This window comes from Actinoplanes sp. DH11 (genome assembly GCF_020873875.1).
Taxonomy (GTDB): Bacteria; Actinomycetota; Actinomycetes; order Mycobacteriales; family Micromonosporaceae; genus Actinoplanes.
This window is the reverse complement of sequence record NZ_JAHWGU010000018.1, coordinates 21,182-38,780: the sequence shown is the minus strand read 5'-3', so window position 1 is coordinate 38,780 and position 17,599 is coordinate 21,182. Positions and strand designations below refer to the sequence as shown.

Annotated in this window: 15 protein-coding genes and 1 pseudogene; 11 read left to right on the top strand and 5 right to left on the bottom strand. The window is 70.5% G+C overall.

The genetic code is table 11. The annotated features are described in order from the left end of the window. Nucleotides 1–32: 32 nt before the first annotated feature. Entirely contained in the window at nucleotides 33–917 is an 885-nt protein-coding gene (locus LPA41_RS24920) for an ABC transporter substrate-binding protein (RefSeq protein ID WP_229073195.1), read from the top strand. An 18-nt stretch (nucleotides 918–935) separates the two neighbouring features. Here the strand turns inward: LPA41_RS24920 and LPA41_RS24915 are convergent, their stop codons facing one another. Beyond that, nucleotides 936–1,688 carry a CDP-alcohol phosphatidyltransferase family protein gene (locus LPA41_RS24915; RefSeq protein ID WP_229073194.1) on the bottom strand — a complete coding sequence of 251 codons (753 nt, stop codon included), beginning with the start codon at nucleotides 1,686–1,688 and terminating at the stop codon, nucleotides 936–938. A gap of 84 nt (nucleotides 1,689–1,772) precedes the next feature. Here LPA41_RS24915 and LPA41_RS24910 point away from each other — a divergent pair, with 84 nt between their 5' ends. From LPA41_RS24910 to LPA41_RS24890, 5 genes and pseudogenes are all read left to right on the top strand, one after another. Next, entirely contained in the window at nucleotides 1,773–2,750 is a 978-nt protein-coding gene (locus LPA41_RS24910; protein ID WP_229073193.1) for a zinc-binding alcohol dehydrogenase, read from the top strand. Nucleotides 2,751–2,807: 57 nt separating this feature from the next. Further along, nucleotides 2,808–3,206 (top strand): 6-carboxytetrahydropterin synthase, encoded by a 399-nt coding sequence (locus LPA41_RS24905; RefSeq protein ID WP_229073192.1) that lies wholly within the window; start codon nucleotides 2,808–2,810, stop codon nucleotides 3,204–3,206. Next, on the top strand, nucleotides 3,203–4,462 hold the full coding sequence (locus LPA41_RS24900) for a glycosyltransferase family 4 protein (protein WP_229073191.1): 1,260 nt from the start codon (nucleotides 3,203–3,205) through the stop codon (nucleotides 4,460–4,462). Before LPA41_RS24905 ends, LPA41_RS24900 begins: the two co-directional genes overlap by 4 nt. A gap of 260 nt (nucleotides 4,463–4,722) precedes the next feature. Further along, complete coding sequence (locus tag LPA41_RS24895) at nucleotides 4,723–5,487, top strand: class I SAM-dependent methyltransferase (protein WP_229073190.1); 765 nt, start codon at nucleotides 4,723–4,725, stop codon at nucleotides 5,485–5,487. A gap of 48 nt (nucleotides 5,488–5,535) precedes the next feature. Next, a pseudogene (locus tag LPA41_RS24890) lies at nucleotides 5,536–6,489 on the top strand (lysylphosphatidylglycerol synthase transmembrane domain-containing protein); the annotation flags it as partial. Between the two features lie 479 nt (nucleotides 6,490–6,968). On the opposite strand, the gene LPA41_RS24885 reads toward LPA41_RS24890, so the two are convergent. Next, nucleotides 6,969–7,661 (bottom strand): dihydrofolate reductase family protein, encoded by a 693-nt coding sequence (locus LPA41_RS24885; protein ID WP_229073188.1) that lies wholly within the window; start codon nucleotides 7,659–7,661, stop codon nucleotides 6,969–6,971. A 107-nt stretch (nucleotides 7,662–7,768) separates the two neighbouring features. Here LPA41_RS24885 and ribA point away from each other — a divergent pair, with 107 nt between their 5' ends. From ribA to recQ, 4 genes are all read left to right on the top strand, one after another. Continuing rightward, the gene (ribA, locus tag LPA41_RS24880) at nucleotides 7,769–8,431 is read left to right on the top strand and encodes a GTP cyclohydrolase II (protein ID WP_229073187.1); all 663 of its coding nucleotides are present in this window, start codon (nucleotides 7,769–7,771) and stop codon (nucleotides 8,429–8,431) included. Nucleotides 8,432–8,539: 108 nt separating this feature from the next. Continuing rightward, on the top strand, nucleotides 8,540–8,788 hold the full coding sequence (locus LPA41_RS24875) for a PAS domain-containing protein (RefSeq protein WP_229073186.1): 249 nt from the start codon (nucleotides 8,540–8,542) through the stop codon (nucleotides 8,786–8,788). Then, on the top strand, nucleotides 8,785–10,461 hold the full coding sequence (locus LPA41_RS24870) for a SpoIIE family protein phosphatase (RefSeq protein ID WP_229073185.1): 1,677 nt from the start codon (nucleotides 8,785–8,787) through the stop codon (nucleotides 10,459–10,461). Before LPA41_RS24875 ends, LPA41_RS24870 begins: the two co-directional genes overlap by 4 nt. Nucleotides 10,462–10,511: 50 nt before the next feature. After that, nucleotides 10,512–12,368 (top strand): DNA helicase RecQ, encoded by a 1,857-nt coding sequence (gene recQ, locus LPA41_RS24865; protein WP_229073184.1) that lies wholly within the window; start codon nucleotides 10,512–10,514, stop codon nucleotides 12,366–12,368. Nucleotides 12,369–12,385: 17 nt separating this feature from the next. On the opposite strand, the gene LPA41_RS24860 is transcribed toward recQ, so the two are convergent. Further along, nucleotides 12,386–13,018 carry a YceI family protein gene (locus LPA41_RS24860; protein ID WP_229073313.1) on the bottom strand — a complete coding sequence of 211 codons (633 nt, stop codon included), beginning with the start codon at nucleotides 13,016–13,018 and terminating at the stop codon, nucleotides 12,386–12,388. Between the two features lie 562 nt (nucleotides 13,019–13,580). On the opposite strand from LPA41_RS24860, the gene LPA41_RS24855 reads away from it, so the two are divergent. Next, nucleotides 13,581–13,994, top strand: coding sequence for a DUF4259 domain-containing protein (locus tag LPA41_RS24855; protein WP_229073183.1), 414 nt, complete (start codon nucleotides 13,581–13,583; stop codon nucleotides 13,992–13,994). A gap of 16 nt (nucleotides 13,995–14,010) precedes the next feature. Here the strand turns inward: LPA41_RS24855 and LPA41_RS24850 are convergent, their stop codons facing one another. Next, the gene (locus LPA41_RS24850) at nucleotides 14,011–14,421 is read right to left on the bottom strand and encodes a VOC family protein (protein ID WP_229073182.1); all 411 of its coding nucleotides are present in this window, start codon (nucleotides 14,419–14,421) and stop codon (nucleotides 14,011–14,013) included. Nucleotides 14,422–14,728: 307 nt separating this feature from the next. After that, nucleotides 14,729–17,407 carry a pyruvate, phosphate dikinase gene (gene ppdK / locus LPA41_RS24845; RefSeq protein ID WP_229073181.1) on the bottom strand — a complete coding sequence of 893 codons (2,679 nt, stop codon included), beginning with the start codon at nucleotides 17,405–17,407 and terminating at the stop codon, nucleotides 14,729–14,731. Nucleotides 17,408–17,599: the final 192 nt, after the last annotated feature.

Sequence of the window (17,599 nt, the reverse complement as noted above, 5' to 3'; positions counted from 1 at the left end):
TGGTAGCCGCCAACAGGGGGCAGGATGGGGGCATGCGCCTCGTGTCCCTGCTGCCCTCCGCAACCGAGATCGTCTACGCCCTCGGGCTCGGTGACGACCTCGTCGGTGTGACGTTCGAGTGCGACGAGCCGGCTGCGGCCCGCTCCACGAAGACCGTGGTCGTCGGCGGCCGCGACACCAGGGCCATGACACCGGCCGAGATCGACGACTATGTCCGGACGCAGATGGCGGCCGGCGGCGACCTCTACACCTTGCACGCCGACGCGCTGGCCGGCCTGGCGCCGGACCTCATTCTGACGCAGGACCTGTGCCGGGTGTGCGCGCTGCCCTCGGGCCATGTGGACGACGCGCTGACACATCTGGGCTGCCGGGCCGACGTGCTTTCGCTGGACCCGCACACGCTGCGGGAGGTGCTCGACACCTTCATCGAGGTGGCCGGCGCGGTGGGCGTACCCGAACGGGGTCAGAACCTGCTGTCGCAGCTGGAGGAACGCCTGGCGCGGGTTGCCGCAGCGGTCGAGGGGCGGCCGCGCCCGAAGGTGACCGTGGTGGAGTGGGTGGATCCGCCGTTCGGGGCCGGGCACTGGGTCCCGGACCTGATCGAGGCGGCGGGTGGTCGGCCGGTGGCGGCGCGTGCCGGGCAGCGGTCGGTGCAGGTGACATGGGCCGAGCTGACCGCCCCGCAGCCGGAGATCGTGCTGGTCACGCCGTGCGGATATCACCTGGAGGGCGCGATCCGGCAGGCCGAGACGGTGCGGCCGCACTTCCCGGGAGCGCAGATCTGGGCAATCGACGGCGACGGCCTGGTGGTGCGGCCGGGCCCCCGCCTGGTCGACGGGGTGGAGGCGATCGCCGCGATCCTGCATCCGGACGCCGTCCCGCCGGCGCCGCCGGGCACCATCGCCCGGGTCGCCTGAGGGCTCACCCGGCGCGGACTACTGGGTGACGAGCGTGGCGGACCAGCGCTCGCGTGCGGTCTCGCGGACCCGGGAGGCCTGGTGGAGCCAGACGACGTCGCGACCGAACGACCAGGTCAACGATCCCAGCGCCACCCCGAGAGTGGCCACGGCCAGCCACCCCGGCAGCAGGCCGCTCGCCACGACGGCCAGCATCACACCCTGCTGAGCGGCCACCACCTTGCGCCCGAAGCGGGGCGGCAGCGGCGCGTTCAGCCACGGCCACAGCCACGAGGCAACGACGAAGACGTACCGGAAAGCGCCGATCGCCAGGGCCCACCAGCCGTGCTCGATGGCGGCCGACACGCTCAGCACCAGGATCAGGAACGCGTCCACCTCCATGTCGAAGCGGGCGCCGAACGAGGTGCTCGTTCCGGTGCGCCGGGCCACCTGCCCGTCGACGCCGTCCATGGCCAGCGCGACAGTCGCGATGGTGACCAGCAGGAGAGCCGGGACGGCGACGCCGGAGGCGGACGTGGCGACCAGGGCGAAAACTCCACCCGTCAGGATGGCGCGTCCGAAAGTGATCAGATTCGCCCACCCGAGCGACGGCAGGGCGGCGCGGTGCAGCAGACCGCAGAGCACGACACCGAACGCGACCCCCGCCACCCAACCCCAGCTGCTCAGACCGGCGGAAGCGGCGAGAACGACCAGGAGGAGGAGCTGAGCCGCGAACCCGGCCAGCGGAGCCCGTGACGGACTCGTCGTGGTCGTGTCGGTACTGATGGTCACCAGTCCTCCTGGACGTAGGGTTTAGCCGCTGTCCCCGATTGACACGCTCTCCGGGGAAGTTCGGTTCACGGAAAGGACGACCTCTTGTCGAAATCGGCCCGCGCCTTCTGGATGCCTTGCCCGGGATCGGGCGAGATACGCACCGAGGACCTGCCCGATCCCGGCCCGGGTGAGGTACTTGTCCGGACCCTTCACTCCGGGGTGAGCCGCGGCACCGAGACACTCGTCTTCCAGGGCCGCGTCCCGCAAAGTCAGTGGGAGACGATGCGGGCGCCGTTCCAGGCCGGGGACTTTCCGGGGCCGGTGAAGTACGGCTACCTCAACGTCGGCGTGGTCGAGGCCGGTGACGACCGCCTCGTCGGCAGGACCGTCTTCTGCCTCTACCCGCACCAGACTCACTACGTGGTACCGGCCACGAGTGTGACGGTGGTGCCGGAGGGCGTACCGGCGGACCGGGCCGTACTCACCGGAACGGTGGAGACCGCGGTGAACGCCGTCTGGGACGCGAATCCCCAGATCGGAGACCGGATCACGGTCGTCGGGGGCGGCATGATCGGGCTGTCGGTCGCGGCCGTCCTGGCCGGCTTCCCCGGTGCTGATGTCCAGCTCGCCGACACCGACCCGAGCCGGGCCGGCATCGCGTCGTCACTCGGGATCCAGTTCGCGCACCCGGACCAGGCCGACACCGATCGCGACCTGGTGATCCACGCCAGTGCCACCACTGCCGGCCTGAGCCGGTCCCTGGAGCTGCTGCGGCCCGAGGGCACGGTGGTCGAGCTCAGCTGGCACGGGGACGCGCCGGTCGCCGTGCCCCTGGGTGAGTTCTTCCATTCGCGGAGGCTGACCATCCGCAGCAGCCAGGTCGGCGGCATCCGGCCCGACCGCCACCGCACCTATGCCGAACGGCTCGCTCTCGCCCTGAAGCTGCTGAAAGACCCCCGTTTCGAAACGCTGATCAGCGGCCGCTCGGACTTCGACGACCTGCCCGAGGTGCTCCCCGAACTGACCGGCGGCACCCGGCCGGCTCTCTGCCACGTCATCGACTACCCCACCGGGAATTGATCTTTCCCGGACGGGTAACCGTAGATCCGCACATCCGCACACCGAGGAGACGATCACTTGTTCAGCGTCACCGTCCGCGACCACATCATGATCGCGCACAGCTTCTCCGGCGAGGTCTTCGGACCGGCTCAGCGCCTGCACGGCGCCACCTTCGTGGTGGACGCGACGTTCCGCCGGCCTGAGCTGGACGACGACAACATCGTGGTGGACATCGGGCGGGCAAGCGAGCAGTTGCGCACCATCTGCTCCACCCTCAGTTACCGCAACCTCGACGACGACCCGGAGTTCTCGGGCGTCAACACCTCCACCGAGTTCCTGGCGAAAGTGATCACCGACCGCCTCGCCGTCCGGGTTCAGGCCGGTGAACTCGGCCCGGGCGCGAACGGCCTGACCAGCATTTCGGTCACTCTGCACGAGTCGCACATCGCGTGGGCGAGCTACGAGCGCGACCTGTGATTCTGCACGTGGTGCTGCCGGGTGGCGTCGACGACCCGGCAGCACCGAGCGGGGGCAACCGTTACGACCGCGAGGTGCTGCGGCGGCTCTCCACACTTCCCAACCCCTTTCTCGTACGGGAATGCGCCGTCCCCGGCGACTGGCCCCGCCCCGGCAGCACCGGGGAGCATGCCGTCGGCGAGGTTCTCCATGAGGTGCCCGACAACGGCACCGTCCTGCTCGACGGCCTCGTGGCCTGCGGTATCCCCCATGTCCTCGAGCCGCACACCGACCGCCTGCGGCTGGTGATCCTGGTGCACCTTCCACTGGCTGACGAGACAGGGCTGTCCGCAGCGGAGGCCGCGGAACGGTCGGCCCTGGAACACCGCGCCCTGCACCTGGCCACCGCTGTGATCGCCACCAGCACCCCGGCAGCGCGCCGCATCGAAGCGCTGCACGGCCTGTCCGGTGTGCACGTGGCGCCGCCCGGCGTGGACCCCGCCGCACCGGCCGACCCCTCCCCCGCCGGTAACCGCCTGCTCAACGTGGCGTCGCTGACCCACCGCAAGGGCCAGGACGTGTTGATCGCCGCGTTGAGGCAGCTCACCGACCTGACGTGGAACTGCACCCTGGTCGGCGCCGGCCCGGTCGTCCCGGACCTCGTCCCGGGGGTCAGCCTGACCGGCCCGCTCACCGGTGCGCCGCTCGGCGACGCCTATGCGAACGCGGATCTCTTCGTCCTCCCCTCTCGCGCCGAGACCTACGGCATGGTTGTCACCGAAGCCCTCGCCCGCGGGCTGCCGGTGGTGGCGAGCGACGTCGGCGGCGTGCCGGAGGCGCTCGGCACGGTGCCCGTGACCAGCCTGGCCGCCGGCGTGGCCGCACCTTCGGCCGGTGACGCGGACGGCGGCACCCGTGACACAGGCGACGACGCGGGCAACGACGCTGGTGACGCAGGCCGCGGCACGGTGACGCCCGGCATGCTGGTGCCGCCGGACGACCCGGACGCGCTCGCCGCCGCACTACGCGCCTGGCTCACCGACCCTGGGCTACGGACACAACTGCGTGCCGCAGCGCTCGTCCGCCGCGACCGCCTGACCGGCTGGGACGAGACCGCCCGGCGCGTCGCCGAGGTTTTGGCCCAGGACCGAACCGAGCCGCACCCAGCCGAGGCGGACCAAGACGAAACGGACCAAGGCTCAGCATGCCGAGATGGATCGAATCCGTCAGCGTCGAGTTCCGTCCCGACCGCTTCGACGCTACTCGACCGGCCATGACACCGGCCTAACAGCATGTGTGATGCCGGTGTTATCCGCCTTGGAGCACGATGACCGGACAAGGCGGGAACGGCATCTTTGAAACCATCGCCCAACCCGACGGCATGACAGACCGAGCGGACCGCTCCCGGCCCGCCGGCAAACGACGGGCCACCCGGGACCGGGACACAACGACAGGTCACGTGGCGGCGAACCTCGCCTGCCGCACCAGCGATTGACAGGCCGCCGCTGCCGGCGCGGCCATGACGGACGGAGAGAACATGACCGGAGAGTTCAGTCCTGACTGGCTGGCCCTGCGCGAGCCCGCCGACGCCGAGGCCCGGGACGCCAGCCTGCTGAAAGAGCTGCCGGCAGGCATCCGGGTGATCCGTGATCTGGGCTGCGGGACAGGGTCGATGGGGCGCTGGTTGGCGCCCCGGCTGCCGCTGCCGCAGCACTGGATCATGACGGATCGCGATCCGGCGCTGCTGCCACTCGCTGCCGAGGGCATGCCACCGCAGGTCACGGTCGACACCCACCTGCGCGACGTCACCGAGCTGACGCCGGGTGATCTGACCGACGTCGACCTGGTCACCTGTTCGGCACTGCTCGACGTGCTCACCGCCGCGGAGGTGGAGGCTCTGGTCGCCGTCTGCGCCGAGGCCCGGGTGAGCGTGCTCTTCACCCTCTCGGTGACCGGTGAGGTGCGGATGGCTCCGGACGACCCGCTCGACCGGGAGGTGGAGGCGGCGTTCAACGAGCACCAGCGGCGCGAGGTCGGCGGGCGGCGTCTGCTGGGGCCGGACGCGCCGGCGTTCGCGGCCGCCGCGTTCGAGAAGGCCGGTGCCCGGGTGCTGACCGGCGCCAGCGCGTGGCGGTTGGGCCCGGCCCGCACCGCGTTGACCACCGAGTGGCTGAAAGGGTGGGCCGGGGCGGCCGGGGAGCAGCGGCCGGAGCTGCCGATCGGGGCCTACCTGGTGCGCCGGCTCGGGTCTGTGCCGCACACCTCGGTGGGTCATCAAGACTTGGTGGCGACGTTCGCGTGACTTCCATGTGCTGAACAACTCGATCTTCAACTGAACCGTGGGCCGCGCATCGGGCGTACTAGTCCTCGAGAACGACGAGGGGACTGCACCGTGACGCGATCGATCTGGGCCTGGGCACGACTGCTCGGCGGCGCCGGCATTCTGGCTGTGGTGCTCTGGCGACTGGGCACCGGCGCGTTCCTGGACGGGTTGCGAGTCCTCGACACCGGCGCCCTCGTCACGGCGCTGGCCATCGGTGCCGCGACCACGGTGCTGAGCGCCTGGCGTTGGTGCTTGGTCGCCCGGGGCCTCGGTATGAAGCTGTCGTTGCGGGCCGCCACCGCCGACTACTACCAGGCACTCTTTCTGAACGCGGCGCTGCCGGGCGGAGTGCTCGGCGACGTCGGGCGGGCGGTCCGCCACGGTCGTGACGAAGGGGATCTGGGGCGCGGTGTCCGGGCGGTTGTCCTGGAGCGGACTGCGGGACAGCTCGTACTCCTCGTCGTGGGCGGGTTGGTGCTCCTGCTCGTACCGTCTCCGGTTCTGTCCCTGCTCAAGGACCACGCCGCCGGGGTCGCCGTGACCGGCGTGGCGGTCCTGGTGGCCGGCGGCCTCGCGACGATCGCGATGCGTCGGTTGCGGCGGGGTGCCTCCCGGGCGGCCCGGGCCACGCGCACCGGTGTCGCCGAGATTCGCGTGAGTCTGCTGTCGCGGCGCAACGGTCCGGCCGTGCTGATCGCGTCGGCCGCGGTGCTGGCCGGGCACCTGGCGACGTTCCTGGTGGCGGCGCGTGCGGCGGGTAGCGCTGCCTCCCTGCTGCAGCTCGCTCCCCTACTGCTGCTCGCGCTGATCGCGATGGGGCTGCCGGTCAACGTCGGCGGCTGGGGACCGCGTGAAGGGGTGATGGCCTGGGCGTTCGGTGCGGCGGGCCTGAGTGCGGCGCAGGGACTGACCATCGCGGTCGCCTACGGCATCCTGGCGTTCGTGGCCGCGGCGCCGGGTGCGGCGATCGTGCTGCTCCGAGTGATGGCGCGCTCGCGGGCGCGAGAACTGGACCCGGTGACGGGCCACTCGCCGATGCGAGAACTGAACCCGGTGACGGGCCACTCGCCGATGCGAGAACTGAACCCGGTGGCGGACACCGTCGCGGTACGGGCCGTTGCGCCGGTCTCGCCGGCTCCGGTGATGGCTGCCCGGCCGCTCATCGTGCCGGCGCCGATCCCGGTGGTCCGGCGCACGGTGGTCCGCCAGCCCGCCTACTCCGGCGGTGTCGCCGCTTGATCCACCCGTCACCACCCGCCGGCCCGGCAGCGGCGCCGTTCATGCAGACCACGGACGGAGTTGCGCCGCCCGTAGGAGCCCCGGACGAATCTCCTGCGGACGGCGAGAAGCGCTGCGCAGGAACACCAGGCAGAGCGGGTGGGAGCGCGACGGCGGGTGAAGGGCGGGTGGGCTCAGTGGGCGGCACCGGCCCGGGCCCCGCGGCGGTGGGTGGCCGGCGGTCAGGTTGCGGTGAAGCGGGTGGAGAGGGCGTAGCGGAGCAGGACCACGTCGCCCATCTGGCGGACCTCGGCAAGGGTTGCCCGGTTCTTCGGGCCCCAGGGGAAGTCGCCCTCATGGACGAAGCGAGGTGCTCTGGCGTCGCCCACGAAGAAAGGGGCGACCACCAGTTGCAGCTCGTCGGCGAGGCCGGCGCTGAGGAACTGGGTGTGCATGCGGCCGCCGCCCTCGACCATCAGCCGGCGGATCCCGCGGGCGCCCAGGTCCTCCACGACGCGGCGCACGTCGACCGGGTCGCCGCCGTCCACCACGGTCGCCACCGTGCTCAGTTTCGCGCGCGCCTCGGCCGTCGCGGACGTCGCACAGTAGACCAGTTTGGCCGCGCCGCCGGTCACGAAGAACGATGCCTGTGGATCGAGGTGGCAGTTGCTGGTTACGGTGACCTTGACCGGGTCCGGGTCGTCGCCACGGGCGACCCGGGCGGCCCGGCGCTCCGTCGAGCGGACCAGCAGCCGCGGGTTGTCCTGGCGGATCGTCGAGGCGCCGACCAGGATCGCGTCGCAGCCGGCGCGGACGTCGTCGACGCGGTCGAAGTCGGCGTCGTTCGACAGGAGCAGCCGCTCGTCGGAGGCGTCGTCCAAATAGCCGTCGATCGACATTCCACAGCTCAGAAGGATGTAAGGACGCTCAGCCACCCACCCACGATAGTCGGCGAGCATGCCGCCGACGATCTTTGGGCAGACAACGAGGTGGCCGGGCGGGCCAACCCCGCCGGCCCGGCGGGAACCAACGAGGAGGACCGATGTTCGAAGCCCCGGCAGCTGTGGTGAAAGCGACCATCCGGCGGCAGGTCACGGTGCCGCTGCGCTTCCCGGACGGCTTCACCACCAGCGCACGGGTGATGACCTTCGACGGGCTGGCCGACGGCAAGGAGCATCTCGCGCTCGGGCTGGGCGACTGGCAGCGGGCCCTGACCAAGTCGGCCGCCGGCGGGCGGGCGCCGCTGGTGCGCCCGCACAGCGAATGCCTCACCGGTGACGTCTTCGGCAGTCAGCGCTGCGACTGCGGCCCACAACTGCGGGAGGCCGTGGAACGGATCGCCGACCAGGGCGGGTTCCTGCTGTACCTGCGGCAGGAGGGTCGCGGTATCGGCCTCTACGCCAAACTGGACGCGTACGCGCTGCAGGACGACGGGCTCGACACCTACGAGGCGAACGTGGCGCTGGGCCGCGGCGAGGACGAGCGTGACTACACCGCGGCCGCGCAGATGCTGCTGGCCCTCGGGGTGGACCGGGTGCGGCTGCTCAGCAACAACCCGGACAAGGCGGCGCAGCTGACCGGGCTGGGCATCGAGGTATCGCAGCGAATCCCGACGGGGGTGCACGTGTCGGCGGCCAACGTGCGATACCTCAGCGTCAAGGCCTCCCACACCGCGCACACGATCGACCTGCCCTTGGCGGAGTAGGCAGAAGCGGAGTAGGCAGAAGCGGAGCAGGCAGACGCGGAGCGAACAGGGTGCGCGGGCGAGTGACCGATGGGGTCTTTCTGCCGCCGGCTCCGGCAGGATGGGGTGGTGACGGGCGTGGACCTTCCGGGCGCGAGCGAGATCGAGGCGATGGTCGGCGCCGTCGATCGGCTGCCTTTCATTCTCGTCGTGTGCGAGGGCCCGGACCTGACGCTCGTCGCGTGCAACGCCGCCACCCGCGCGATGCTGCCCGGTCGCGAGCTGATCGGCCGGCCGATCCGTGACGTGATCGCGGACCTGGCCGGTCAGCAGTGGGTGGACGCGTACTACGAGGTCTCCGGACCGGCGAGCCGGTGAACGGCCGGCAGTGGCGGGCGCACCTCACGCAGCCGGACGGTTCGGTGCACGAGATGTACGCGACCTTCACCATCGTGCCGTGGCGGGATGCCGGCGGCGGCCTGCGGGGCGTGATCGGGGCCGGTTTCGACGTGACCGAGCTGGCCCGTACCCGGATCGCCGCCGAGGCGGAGGCGGACCGGCTGCGACGGCGGTACGAGCAGAACCGTGACGTGATGGCCACATTGCAGCGGGAGCTTCTGCCGGCCGGCCTGCCCGTGCTGCCGGGCCTGCAGGTGGCGGCGAGTTACCTGCTGGCCGACACGGAGACGGCGGCGGGCGGTGACTGGTTCGACGCGGTGTCCCAGCCGGACGGCCGGGTCGCCCTGGTCGTCGGCGATGTGGTCGGGCACGGGGTCACCGCGTCCGGCGTGATGGGCCGGCTCCGGGCGGTGCTGCAGGAACGTCTCGACGCCGGTGCGGGCATCCCGGAGGCGCTCGCCGCGGCCGACCGGGTGGCGCACCGGGTGCGTGCCGCCCACGCGACCACGATCTGCCTGGTGACGCTGGATCCGGCGACGGGCGAGATGGCGTACTGCACGGCGGGGCATCCGCCTCCGCTGGTGATCACGGCGTCGGGCGGGACGCGGTATCTGCCGGCGACGGGCGGGGTGCCGCTGGGCGCCGCTGGCAGGTTCCCGATCGGGACCGCCCGGCTCGGCCCCGATGACATGCTGCTGCTCCACAGCGACGGCATCCTGGAGCGGCCGGGTGCCGGGGACGGCGCGGCCGAGCTCGCGCAGGTGGCGGCCGACGCGGCGGCCGGGCGGGCGTTACACGACCCGGACGCGACCGCGGCGGAGCGGGTCTGCACCCAGACGGTGGAGCTGCTGGTCCGTGCCGGTGGGCACGCGGACGACATCACTCTGCTGGCTGCTCAGCGCGTCCTGCCCGTACCCGACCTGGCCGTCGACCTTCCGGCGGAGCCGGGTGCCCTGCGCCTCGCGCGCCGGCGGATCGGGGCGTGGCTGTCCGCCGCCGGTGCCGCCGAAGGCGATGTCTTCGTGCTCCAGCACGCGCTCGGCGAACTCGCGACAAATGCGATCGAGCATGCTTTCGGAGGCGACTTCGGCAAGGACGTCATCGAGATCCACGCGACGCTGACGGCGTACGGGCTGGTCGAGGCGACCGTGACCGACCACGGCGGCTGGCGCGTCCCGGAGCGTCAGCCGGTCCGCGGCCGCGGTCTTGCCCTGACCGCCCAGCTGGTGCAGAGCCTGCGCGTGGAGCCGGGCCCGCACGGGACGGTGGCGACGGTCCGGCAGCCGCTGAGCCGGCCGGCGCGGCTGCTGAGCAGTTTCGACGCGCCGTCACCGGTGGTGCGGAAGGTGGCGGAGCTGACCATCACCGAGTTGCCCGGCGGCGACGAGGCCCGGGTCCAGCTGGACGGCCCGATGGACGCGGCCTCGTCCGCGCACGTGCGTCAGGAGCTGCTGCGGCGCAGCCGGGGCGGCTCCGTGCCGATGACCGTGGACCTCTCCGGGGTGACGCACCTGTCCAGTGCCGGGGTGTCCGCGCTGCATCTGGTCGCCGGCAGCCACGTCGACGAGGCGCCACTCACGCTTGTCGCCGCGCCGGGCAGCCCGGCGCGGCAGATCCTGGACCTGGTCGGCCTCGCCGGCGTCACACCATAGTTATCCACAGGCATCGGACGATCTCCGGTTCGGCTCTCTACTATCGCGGGGTGACCTCGGCTCCCCCGATCCCTGTTTCCGACGCCGTCGACGCCCTCAACCGGGTCTTCGGCTATCCGTCGTTCCGCGGCCAGCAGAGCGAGATCGTCGAGCACGTCGTCGCCGGTGGCGACGCCTTGGTGCTGATGCCTACCGGTGGCGGCAAGTCGCTCTGCTACCAGATCCCGGCGCTGGTCCGGCCGGGCACCGGGGTGGTGATTTCCCCGCTCATCGCGCTCATGCAGGACCAGGTGGACGCGCTGCGCACGCTGGGTGTGCGGGCGAACTTCCTGAATTCGTCGCAGGATCTCGACGAGCGGCGGCTGGTCGAGGCGGAGTTCGTGGCGGGCGAGCTCGACCTGCTCTACGTGGCGCCGGAGGGTCTCGGCACGGCCGGCGTGCAGCGGCTGCTCGACCGGGGCAAGATCTCGCTGTTCGCGATCGACGAGGCGCACTGTGTGTCGCAGTGGGGTCACGATTTCCGGCCCGACTATCTGAACCTGTCGATGTTGCACGAGCGCTGGCCGGACGTGCCGCGGATCGCGCTGACCGCCACCGCGACCCCGGCCACCCGGGACGAGATCGCCGCCCGGTTGCAGCTGACCGAGGCACGCCACTTCACGGCCAGCTTCGACCGGCCCAACATCCAGTACCGGATCGTGCCGAAGAACTCGCCGGCCAAGCAGTTGCTGGAGCTGCTGCGCACCGAGCACGCCGGGCACTCCGGCATCGTCTACTGCCTGTCCCGCGCGTCGGTGGAGAAGCACGCCGAGTTCCTGTCGCAGAACGGGATCCCCGCGTTGCCGTACCACGCCGGTCTGGACGCCCGGACCCGCGCGGCCAACCAGTCGCGGTTCTTGCGCGAGGACGGCCTGGTCATGGTGGCGACAATTGCCTTCGGCATGGGGATCGACAAGCCTGATGTACGGTTCGTCGCGCACCTGGACCTGCCGAAGTCGGTGGAGGGCTACTACCAGGAGACGGGCCGTGCCGGACGGGACGGCCTGCCGTCGACGGCCTGGCTGGCGTACGGGCTGCAGGACGTGGTGCAGCAGCGCAAGATGATCGAGAGTTCGGACGGCGACGTCGGGTTCCGCCGGAACGCGGCCCGGCATCTGGACGCGATGCTGGCGCTGTGTGAGAGCGTCACGTGCCGCCGGGGACAGCTGCTCGCTTACTTCGGCCAGGCGGAGAACCCGGAGAAATGCGGCAACTGCGACGTCTGCCTGGTGCCGCCGGAGTCGTGGGACGGCACCGTGCCGGCGCAGAAACTGCTCTCCACGGTGGTCCGCCTGCAGAAGGAGCGCGGTCAGAAGTTCGGCGCCGGCCAGTCGATCGACATCCTGCTCGGCAAGCGCACCGAGAAGGTCAGCCAGTTCCGGCACGACGAGCTGACCGTGTTCGGCATCGGCGCCGACCTGCGCGAGGCCGAGTGGCGCGGCGTGGTCCGGCAGCTGCTGGCCGGTGGTTTCCTGGCCGTCGAGGGAGAGTACGGCACGCTCGCCCTCACCGAACGCAGCGGCGAGGTGCTGCGCGGCGAGCGGAAGCTGCTGATGCGACGGGAGGCACCGTCGGCCCGGCATTCGTCGTCCCGCTCGCCGGGCGGAAGCCGGCAACCGGCCGCCGCCCCGGCCGACTTCCCCGAGTCCGCGGCGCCGCTGTTCGAACGGCTGCGGACCTGGCGGGGCTCGGTCGCCAAGGAGCAGGGCGTCCCGGCGTACGTCATCTTCCATGATGCGACCCTGCGCGCGATCGCCGCGCTGGCGCCGGTCAGCCTGGACCAGCTCGGGACCGTGGCAGGTGTCGGTCAGGGCAAGCTGGCCAAGTTCGGCGACCAGGTCCTCGAGGTGGTCGCCGCCGAGCAGTGACCGCCTCGCCGGCGAGGTCAGCTCTCCCTGATGGCCTCGCCGGCGATCTCGATGCGGACCTTCTTGCCGACCAGCACGCCACCGCTCTCCAGCAGCACGTTCCAGACCAGGCCGTAGTCCTCCCGGTCGAACTCGGCGGTCGCGCTGAACCCGAAGATGTCCCGCCCGTACGGGTCACGTCGCGCCCCGCCGAACTCCATGTTCAGGTTGATCGGTCGGCTCACGTCCTTGATCCGCAGGTGGCCGGCGACCACGAACTTCCCGGACGCGCGGGTGGCCGCGGACGGCAGGTCGGTCTGGGCACCTCGCCGGGCGAGCGGGTTGTTGCGCAGCCGGGCCCACTGGAAGATCGGGTCGCTTTCCGCCTCCCACCTGATCTCGGTGCTGCGGAATTCCATGGTCGGGTAACGCTCGACGTCGAGGAAGTCCGCGCTGGAGAGGTGCGTGTCCCGCTCCGGGTTGTGCGTGTTGACGCTGGCGGTCGGAATGCTCGCGCTGACCTGTGACCGCAACGGGTCCTCGGCCACCAGGATGGAGGCGCTGCCCTGCGCGAACTCACCGCGGATGGGGCTCACCATCATGTGCTGCGCGACGAACCCGATGCGTTTGTGGGCTTCGTCCAGTGTGTACACGCCTGGATCCGGAATCATCAGGCCGTTCCACTCCCGGATCGGCCGGTCGACGTTCACGTAGCCCTCCCCCTCGGCAACACCGCGCCCTTCGGCAAGGTCGCGGACACAGCGGCTCTCGAGCCCACCAGCTCGCTCGAACCACGGAATTGACCGCGATTCTAGGCTCCAACTTGATCAAAGCGCGCCCCCGAGGACTACGTATCGTGTCCGCCGACACAGTCGCCACGCTGCCCCAGATACCGTTTTAAGTCCGATTTGGTCAATGCCGGAATTCACTCGCGAAGCACGGTCTGAGCTGCGAAGATGCGAATTGACAAAGTCATCCGCACCGATCGGTACGGGCTACCGTAAACGCACTGTCGGAAGCTGGACAGCGACGAGGAACACGGTCAGAAGTAGCGGAAAGTGAGCATTGTCTCGTCACCGATCCGTACGCCATTCTCACCGATCTCACAGAATCGGCCACGTTACGGCATTTGATGACTACACACTGTTTTCACCGATCCGGCGGCCGAGGCACGGATCCCGGCGGCCCTGTGTGATCATCTTGCGGGACACCGAGCACTGTGGAGGACACGACATGGGTACGTGGGACTTCGGGCCGTTCGACAACGACAGCGCGGCCGACTGGTGCGGCGACCTGCAGGACACCGACCCCGCCCGGCGTGTCGAACTGATCCGCGACACCCTCACCGAGGTCCTGCACGAGAGCGAGTACGTGGAGGGCGACCTCGGCGCGGCAGCCGTCGCCGCCGCGGCCGTCGTCGCCTCTCAGCTGCCCGGCGGATCTCAGCTCACCTCGCCCTACGCCCCGGATTTCCTGACCGGGGGCGGCACCCTGGAGATCCCCGCCGACCTGCCACCGCTGGCGCTGCGCGCCCTCGACCGGGTGGCCGGCGACGACTCCGAGTGGAGCGAACTGTGGGAGGACAGCCTGCCGAAGGCCCTCACCGCCCTGCGCCCGGTCCGTGCGGCCCTGGAGTCGGCAGGCTAGGCCGTGTTCTCTGGTGTCAGGCCGGCTGCACCACGTTCACCATCCACGGCACGCCGAACCGGTCGACGAGCTGGCCGAACTCGTCGCCCCACATCTGCTTCTCCAGCGGCACGCCCACCGTGCCGCCCTCGGCGAGGCGGGCCCACACCTCCCGCAGGCCGTCGCCCGCGTCCCCGCTCAGGCTGACCGTGACCGTGTCACCGGGGTTCCACGGCATGCCGGGCGGGCAGTCCGACGCCATCAGCGTGTAGCCCTGGGGCGTCTCCAGCTGCGCGTGCATGACCTTGTCCTGGATGCCGGGGTCCGGCGTGCCGAACTCACCGAACGTCGAAACGGTCAGCTCGCCGCCGAAGACGTCGCGGTAGAACTCGACAGCTTCGCGGGCGTTGCCGTTGAACGACAGGTACGGGTTCAGTCGAGAAGTCATGCCCCGGACGCTAGCCCGGTTCGCGGCACCATCCGGCGGATCGATGCGCTTCCACCCGCCCGATACCTTCCTCGCGCCCGCGGTAAACAGGGGCGGCCCGGCGACGCGTCTTAAGAGGTGAGGGTTGCCGAGCCTTTTACACGCCGGGCAAGCAAATTGTTGAACCGGACCATGCCAAGGCGGTGATCAATGTGACCGGCCGCGCCGGAAGGTGGTCCGGAAATGAAGCCGGCCCGGAGACGCCATTGTCCCCGAGCCGGCCTCAGAGTCCGGCGGCAAACGCAACGCCGCCGGCTCAGCTCATCACTCAGCGGTGGTCGGAACCCGCTGACTCGACTGCCGCACGGCCCGCCTCCAGGCGGGCGATCGGGACCCGGAAAGGAGAGCAGGACACGTAATCCAGGCCGACCTCGTGGAAGAAGTGCACCGAGTCGGGGTCGCCGCCGTGCTCGCCGCAGACACCGAGCTTCAGGCCGGGCCGGGCCTCGCGGCCCTCCTCGGCCGCGATCCGGATCAACCGGCCCACGCCGTCGGCGTCGATCGACTCGAAGGGAGAGATACCGAAGATGCCCAGCTCCAGGTACCGCCAGAAGAACGCGCCTTCGACGTCGTCCCGGGAGAAGCCCCAGGCCATCTGGGTGAGGTCGTTGGTGCCGAAGGAGAAGAACTCGGCGGCCTCGGCGATCTGCCCGGCGGTCAGGGCGGCCCGCGGCACCTCGATCATCGTGCCGATCAGGATCTCCACGCCCGCGTCCGCCACGACCGAGGCGATAATCTTCTCGGCCTCGGCGCGGACCGTCTCGAGCTCCTGCACCGCGCCGACCAGCGGGACCATGATCTCCGGACGGGGCCGGCCCCCCTCGGCCGCCAGCGCGACCGCCGCCTCGGCGATGGCGCGGACCTGCATCGCGAACAGTCCCGGGATGACCAGGCCCAGACGGACACCGCGCAGCCCCAGCATCGGGTTCTGCTCGTGCATCCGGCGCACGGCGGCGAGCATCTTCTCGTCGTGCTCGACCCGGCGGCCGTGCTCATGAGCCACGGCCACCCGCACCGCGAGCTCCTCCAGCGACGGGAGGAACTCGTGCAGCGGCGGGTCGATCAGCCGGATGGTGACCGGCAGGCCGTTCATCTCCCGGAAAATGTCCAGGAAATCGGCCCGCTGCAACGGCTGCAGCGCGGCCAGAGCCTCGTCCCGCTCCGCCTCGGAACGCGCCAGGATGAGCCGCTCCACCAGCTCCCGGCGGTCGCCGAGGAACATGTGCTCGGTCCGGCACAGGCCGATCCCCTGCGCTCCGAAACGCCGGGCCCGGGCCGCGTCGGCGCCGGTGTCGGCGTTGGTCCGCACCGTGAGGCGGCGCCGGGAGTCGGCGTGCGTGATGATCAGGTGCACGGCGCTGACCAGCGGATCGTTGGCCTGCGCCGGGTCCAGGTCGCCCTCGAAGTACTGCACGACCTCGCTGGGCCGCACCGGCACCTCCCCGAGGTAGACGCGGCCGGTAGTGCCGTCGATGGAGATGGTGTCGCCCTCCTGGACGTCGGTGCCGCCGACGGTGAACGAGGACGGGCCGACCTCGATCTCGTCGGCGCCGCAGACACAGGTCTTGCCCATGCCGCGGGCGACCACTGCCGCGTGCGACGTCTTGCCGCCACGGCTGGTCAGGATGCCCTGCGCGGCGATCATGCCGGGCAGGTCGTCGGGGTTGGTCTCGCGGCGGACCAGGATCACCGGCTTTCCCTCGGCGGCCACCTCTACGGCACGCTGCGCGGTGAAGACCACCTCGCCGAACGCGGCGCCCGGCGACGCACCGACGCCCCGGGTGATGGACGCAGGGTCTCCGGAGAGGTCGAAACGAGGGAACATCAGCTGCCCCAGCTGGGCGCCGTTGACCCGCACGAGCGCCTCGTCGAGGTCGATCACACCCTCGTCGACGAGCTGGTTCGCGATGGTGAAGGCGGCCGCCGCGGTGCGCTTGCCGACCCGGGTCTGCAGCATCCAGAGCTTGCCACGCTCGATGGTGAACTCGATGTCGCACAGGTCGCGGTAATGGCCTTCGAGCGTCGCCATGATCTGCATCAGCTCGTCGTAGGACTTCTTGTCGAGCCGTTCCAGGTCGGCGAGCGCCAGCGTGTTACGGATGCCGGCGACCACGTCCTCGCCCTGGGCGTTGGACAGGTAATCGCCGTAGACGCCCTGCTCCCCGGTGGCCGGGTCACGGGTGAAGGCGACGCCGGTGCCGGAGTCGGCGCCCAGATTGCCGAAGACCATGGCCACCACGTTCACGGCGGTGCCCAGGTCCGCGGGGATCCGCTCCTGCCGGCGGTAAAGAACGGCACGGTCGGCGTTCCACGAGCGGAAGACGGCGGCGATCGCCCGGTCCATCTGCTCGCGCGGGTCCTGCGGGAACTCGTGGCCGGTGTGCTTGACGAACACCTTCTTGTACGCGCTGACGAGCGCCCGCAGGTCGTCGGCGTCGAGCTGGACGTCGTCCGTGACGCCCTTGCTCACCTTCGCCTCGTGCAGCGCGTCCTCGAACTCGTGCCCCGGCACCTCACAGACGGTCTTGCCGAACATCTGGATCAGCCGCCGGTACGAGTCCCAGGCGAACCGGTCGTTGCCGCCGGCCTGCCGGGACAGCCCGGCCACCGACTCGTCGTTGAGGCCGACGTTGAGAACGGTCTCCATCATCCCCGGCATGGAGAACTTGGCGCCCGAGCGCACCGAGACGAGCAGCGGGTCGGCCGGGTCACCGAGGCGGCGGCCCATGGCCTGCTCCAGGGTGGCGAGGTGCTCGTCGATCTCGGCGCCGAGACCTTCGACGTGCGTGCCGTTCCGCAGATATTGCTGGCACGCCTCAGTGGTGATCGTGAATCCGGGCGGAACGGGCAGGCCCAAGTTCGTCATCTCCGCGAGATTGGCGCCCTTGCCACCCAGCAGGTCTTTGAGATCCTTGTTTCCCTCGTGGAAGTCGTAGACGAACTTCATGCCGCACCCACCTCCGGTTAAGAATCCGCGGCCGAAGTGGTTCCTGCCCCGGGATTCGTAAGGCTAAGCACGCTGACAGCGAATAGTTAACAGCCACATGACTTTTTCCACACCACCACGAAGAACAGTGATCGAATCATGGTCTCTCCGCGCAGTTACGCGCATCGACGGCATCGCGGTAGCGTTTCTCCA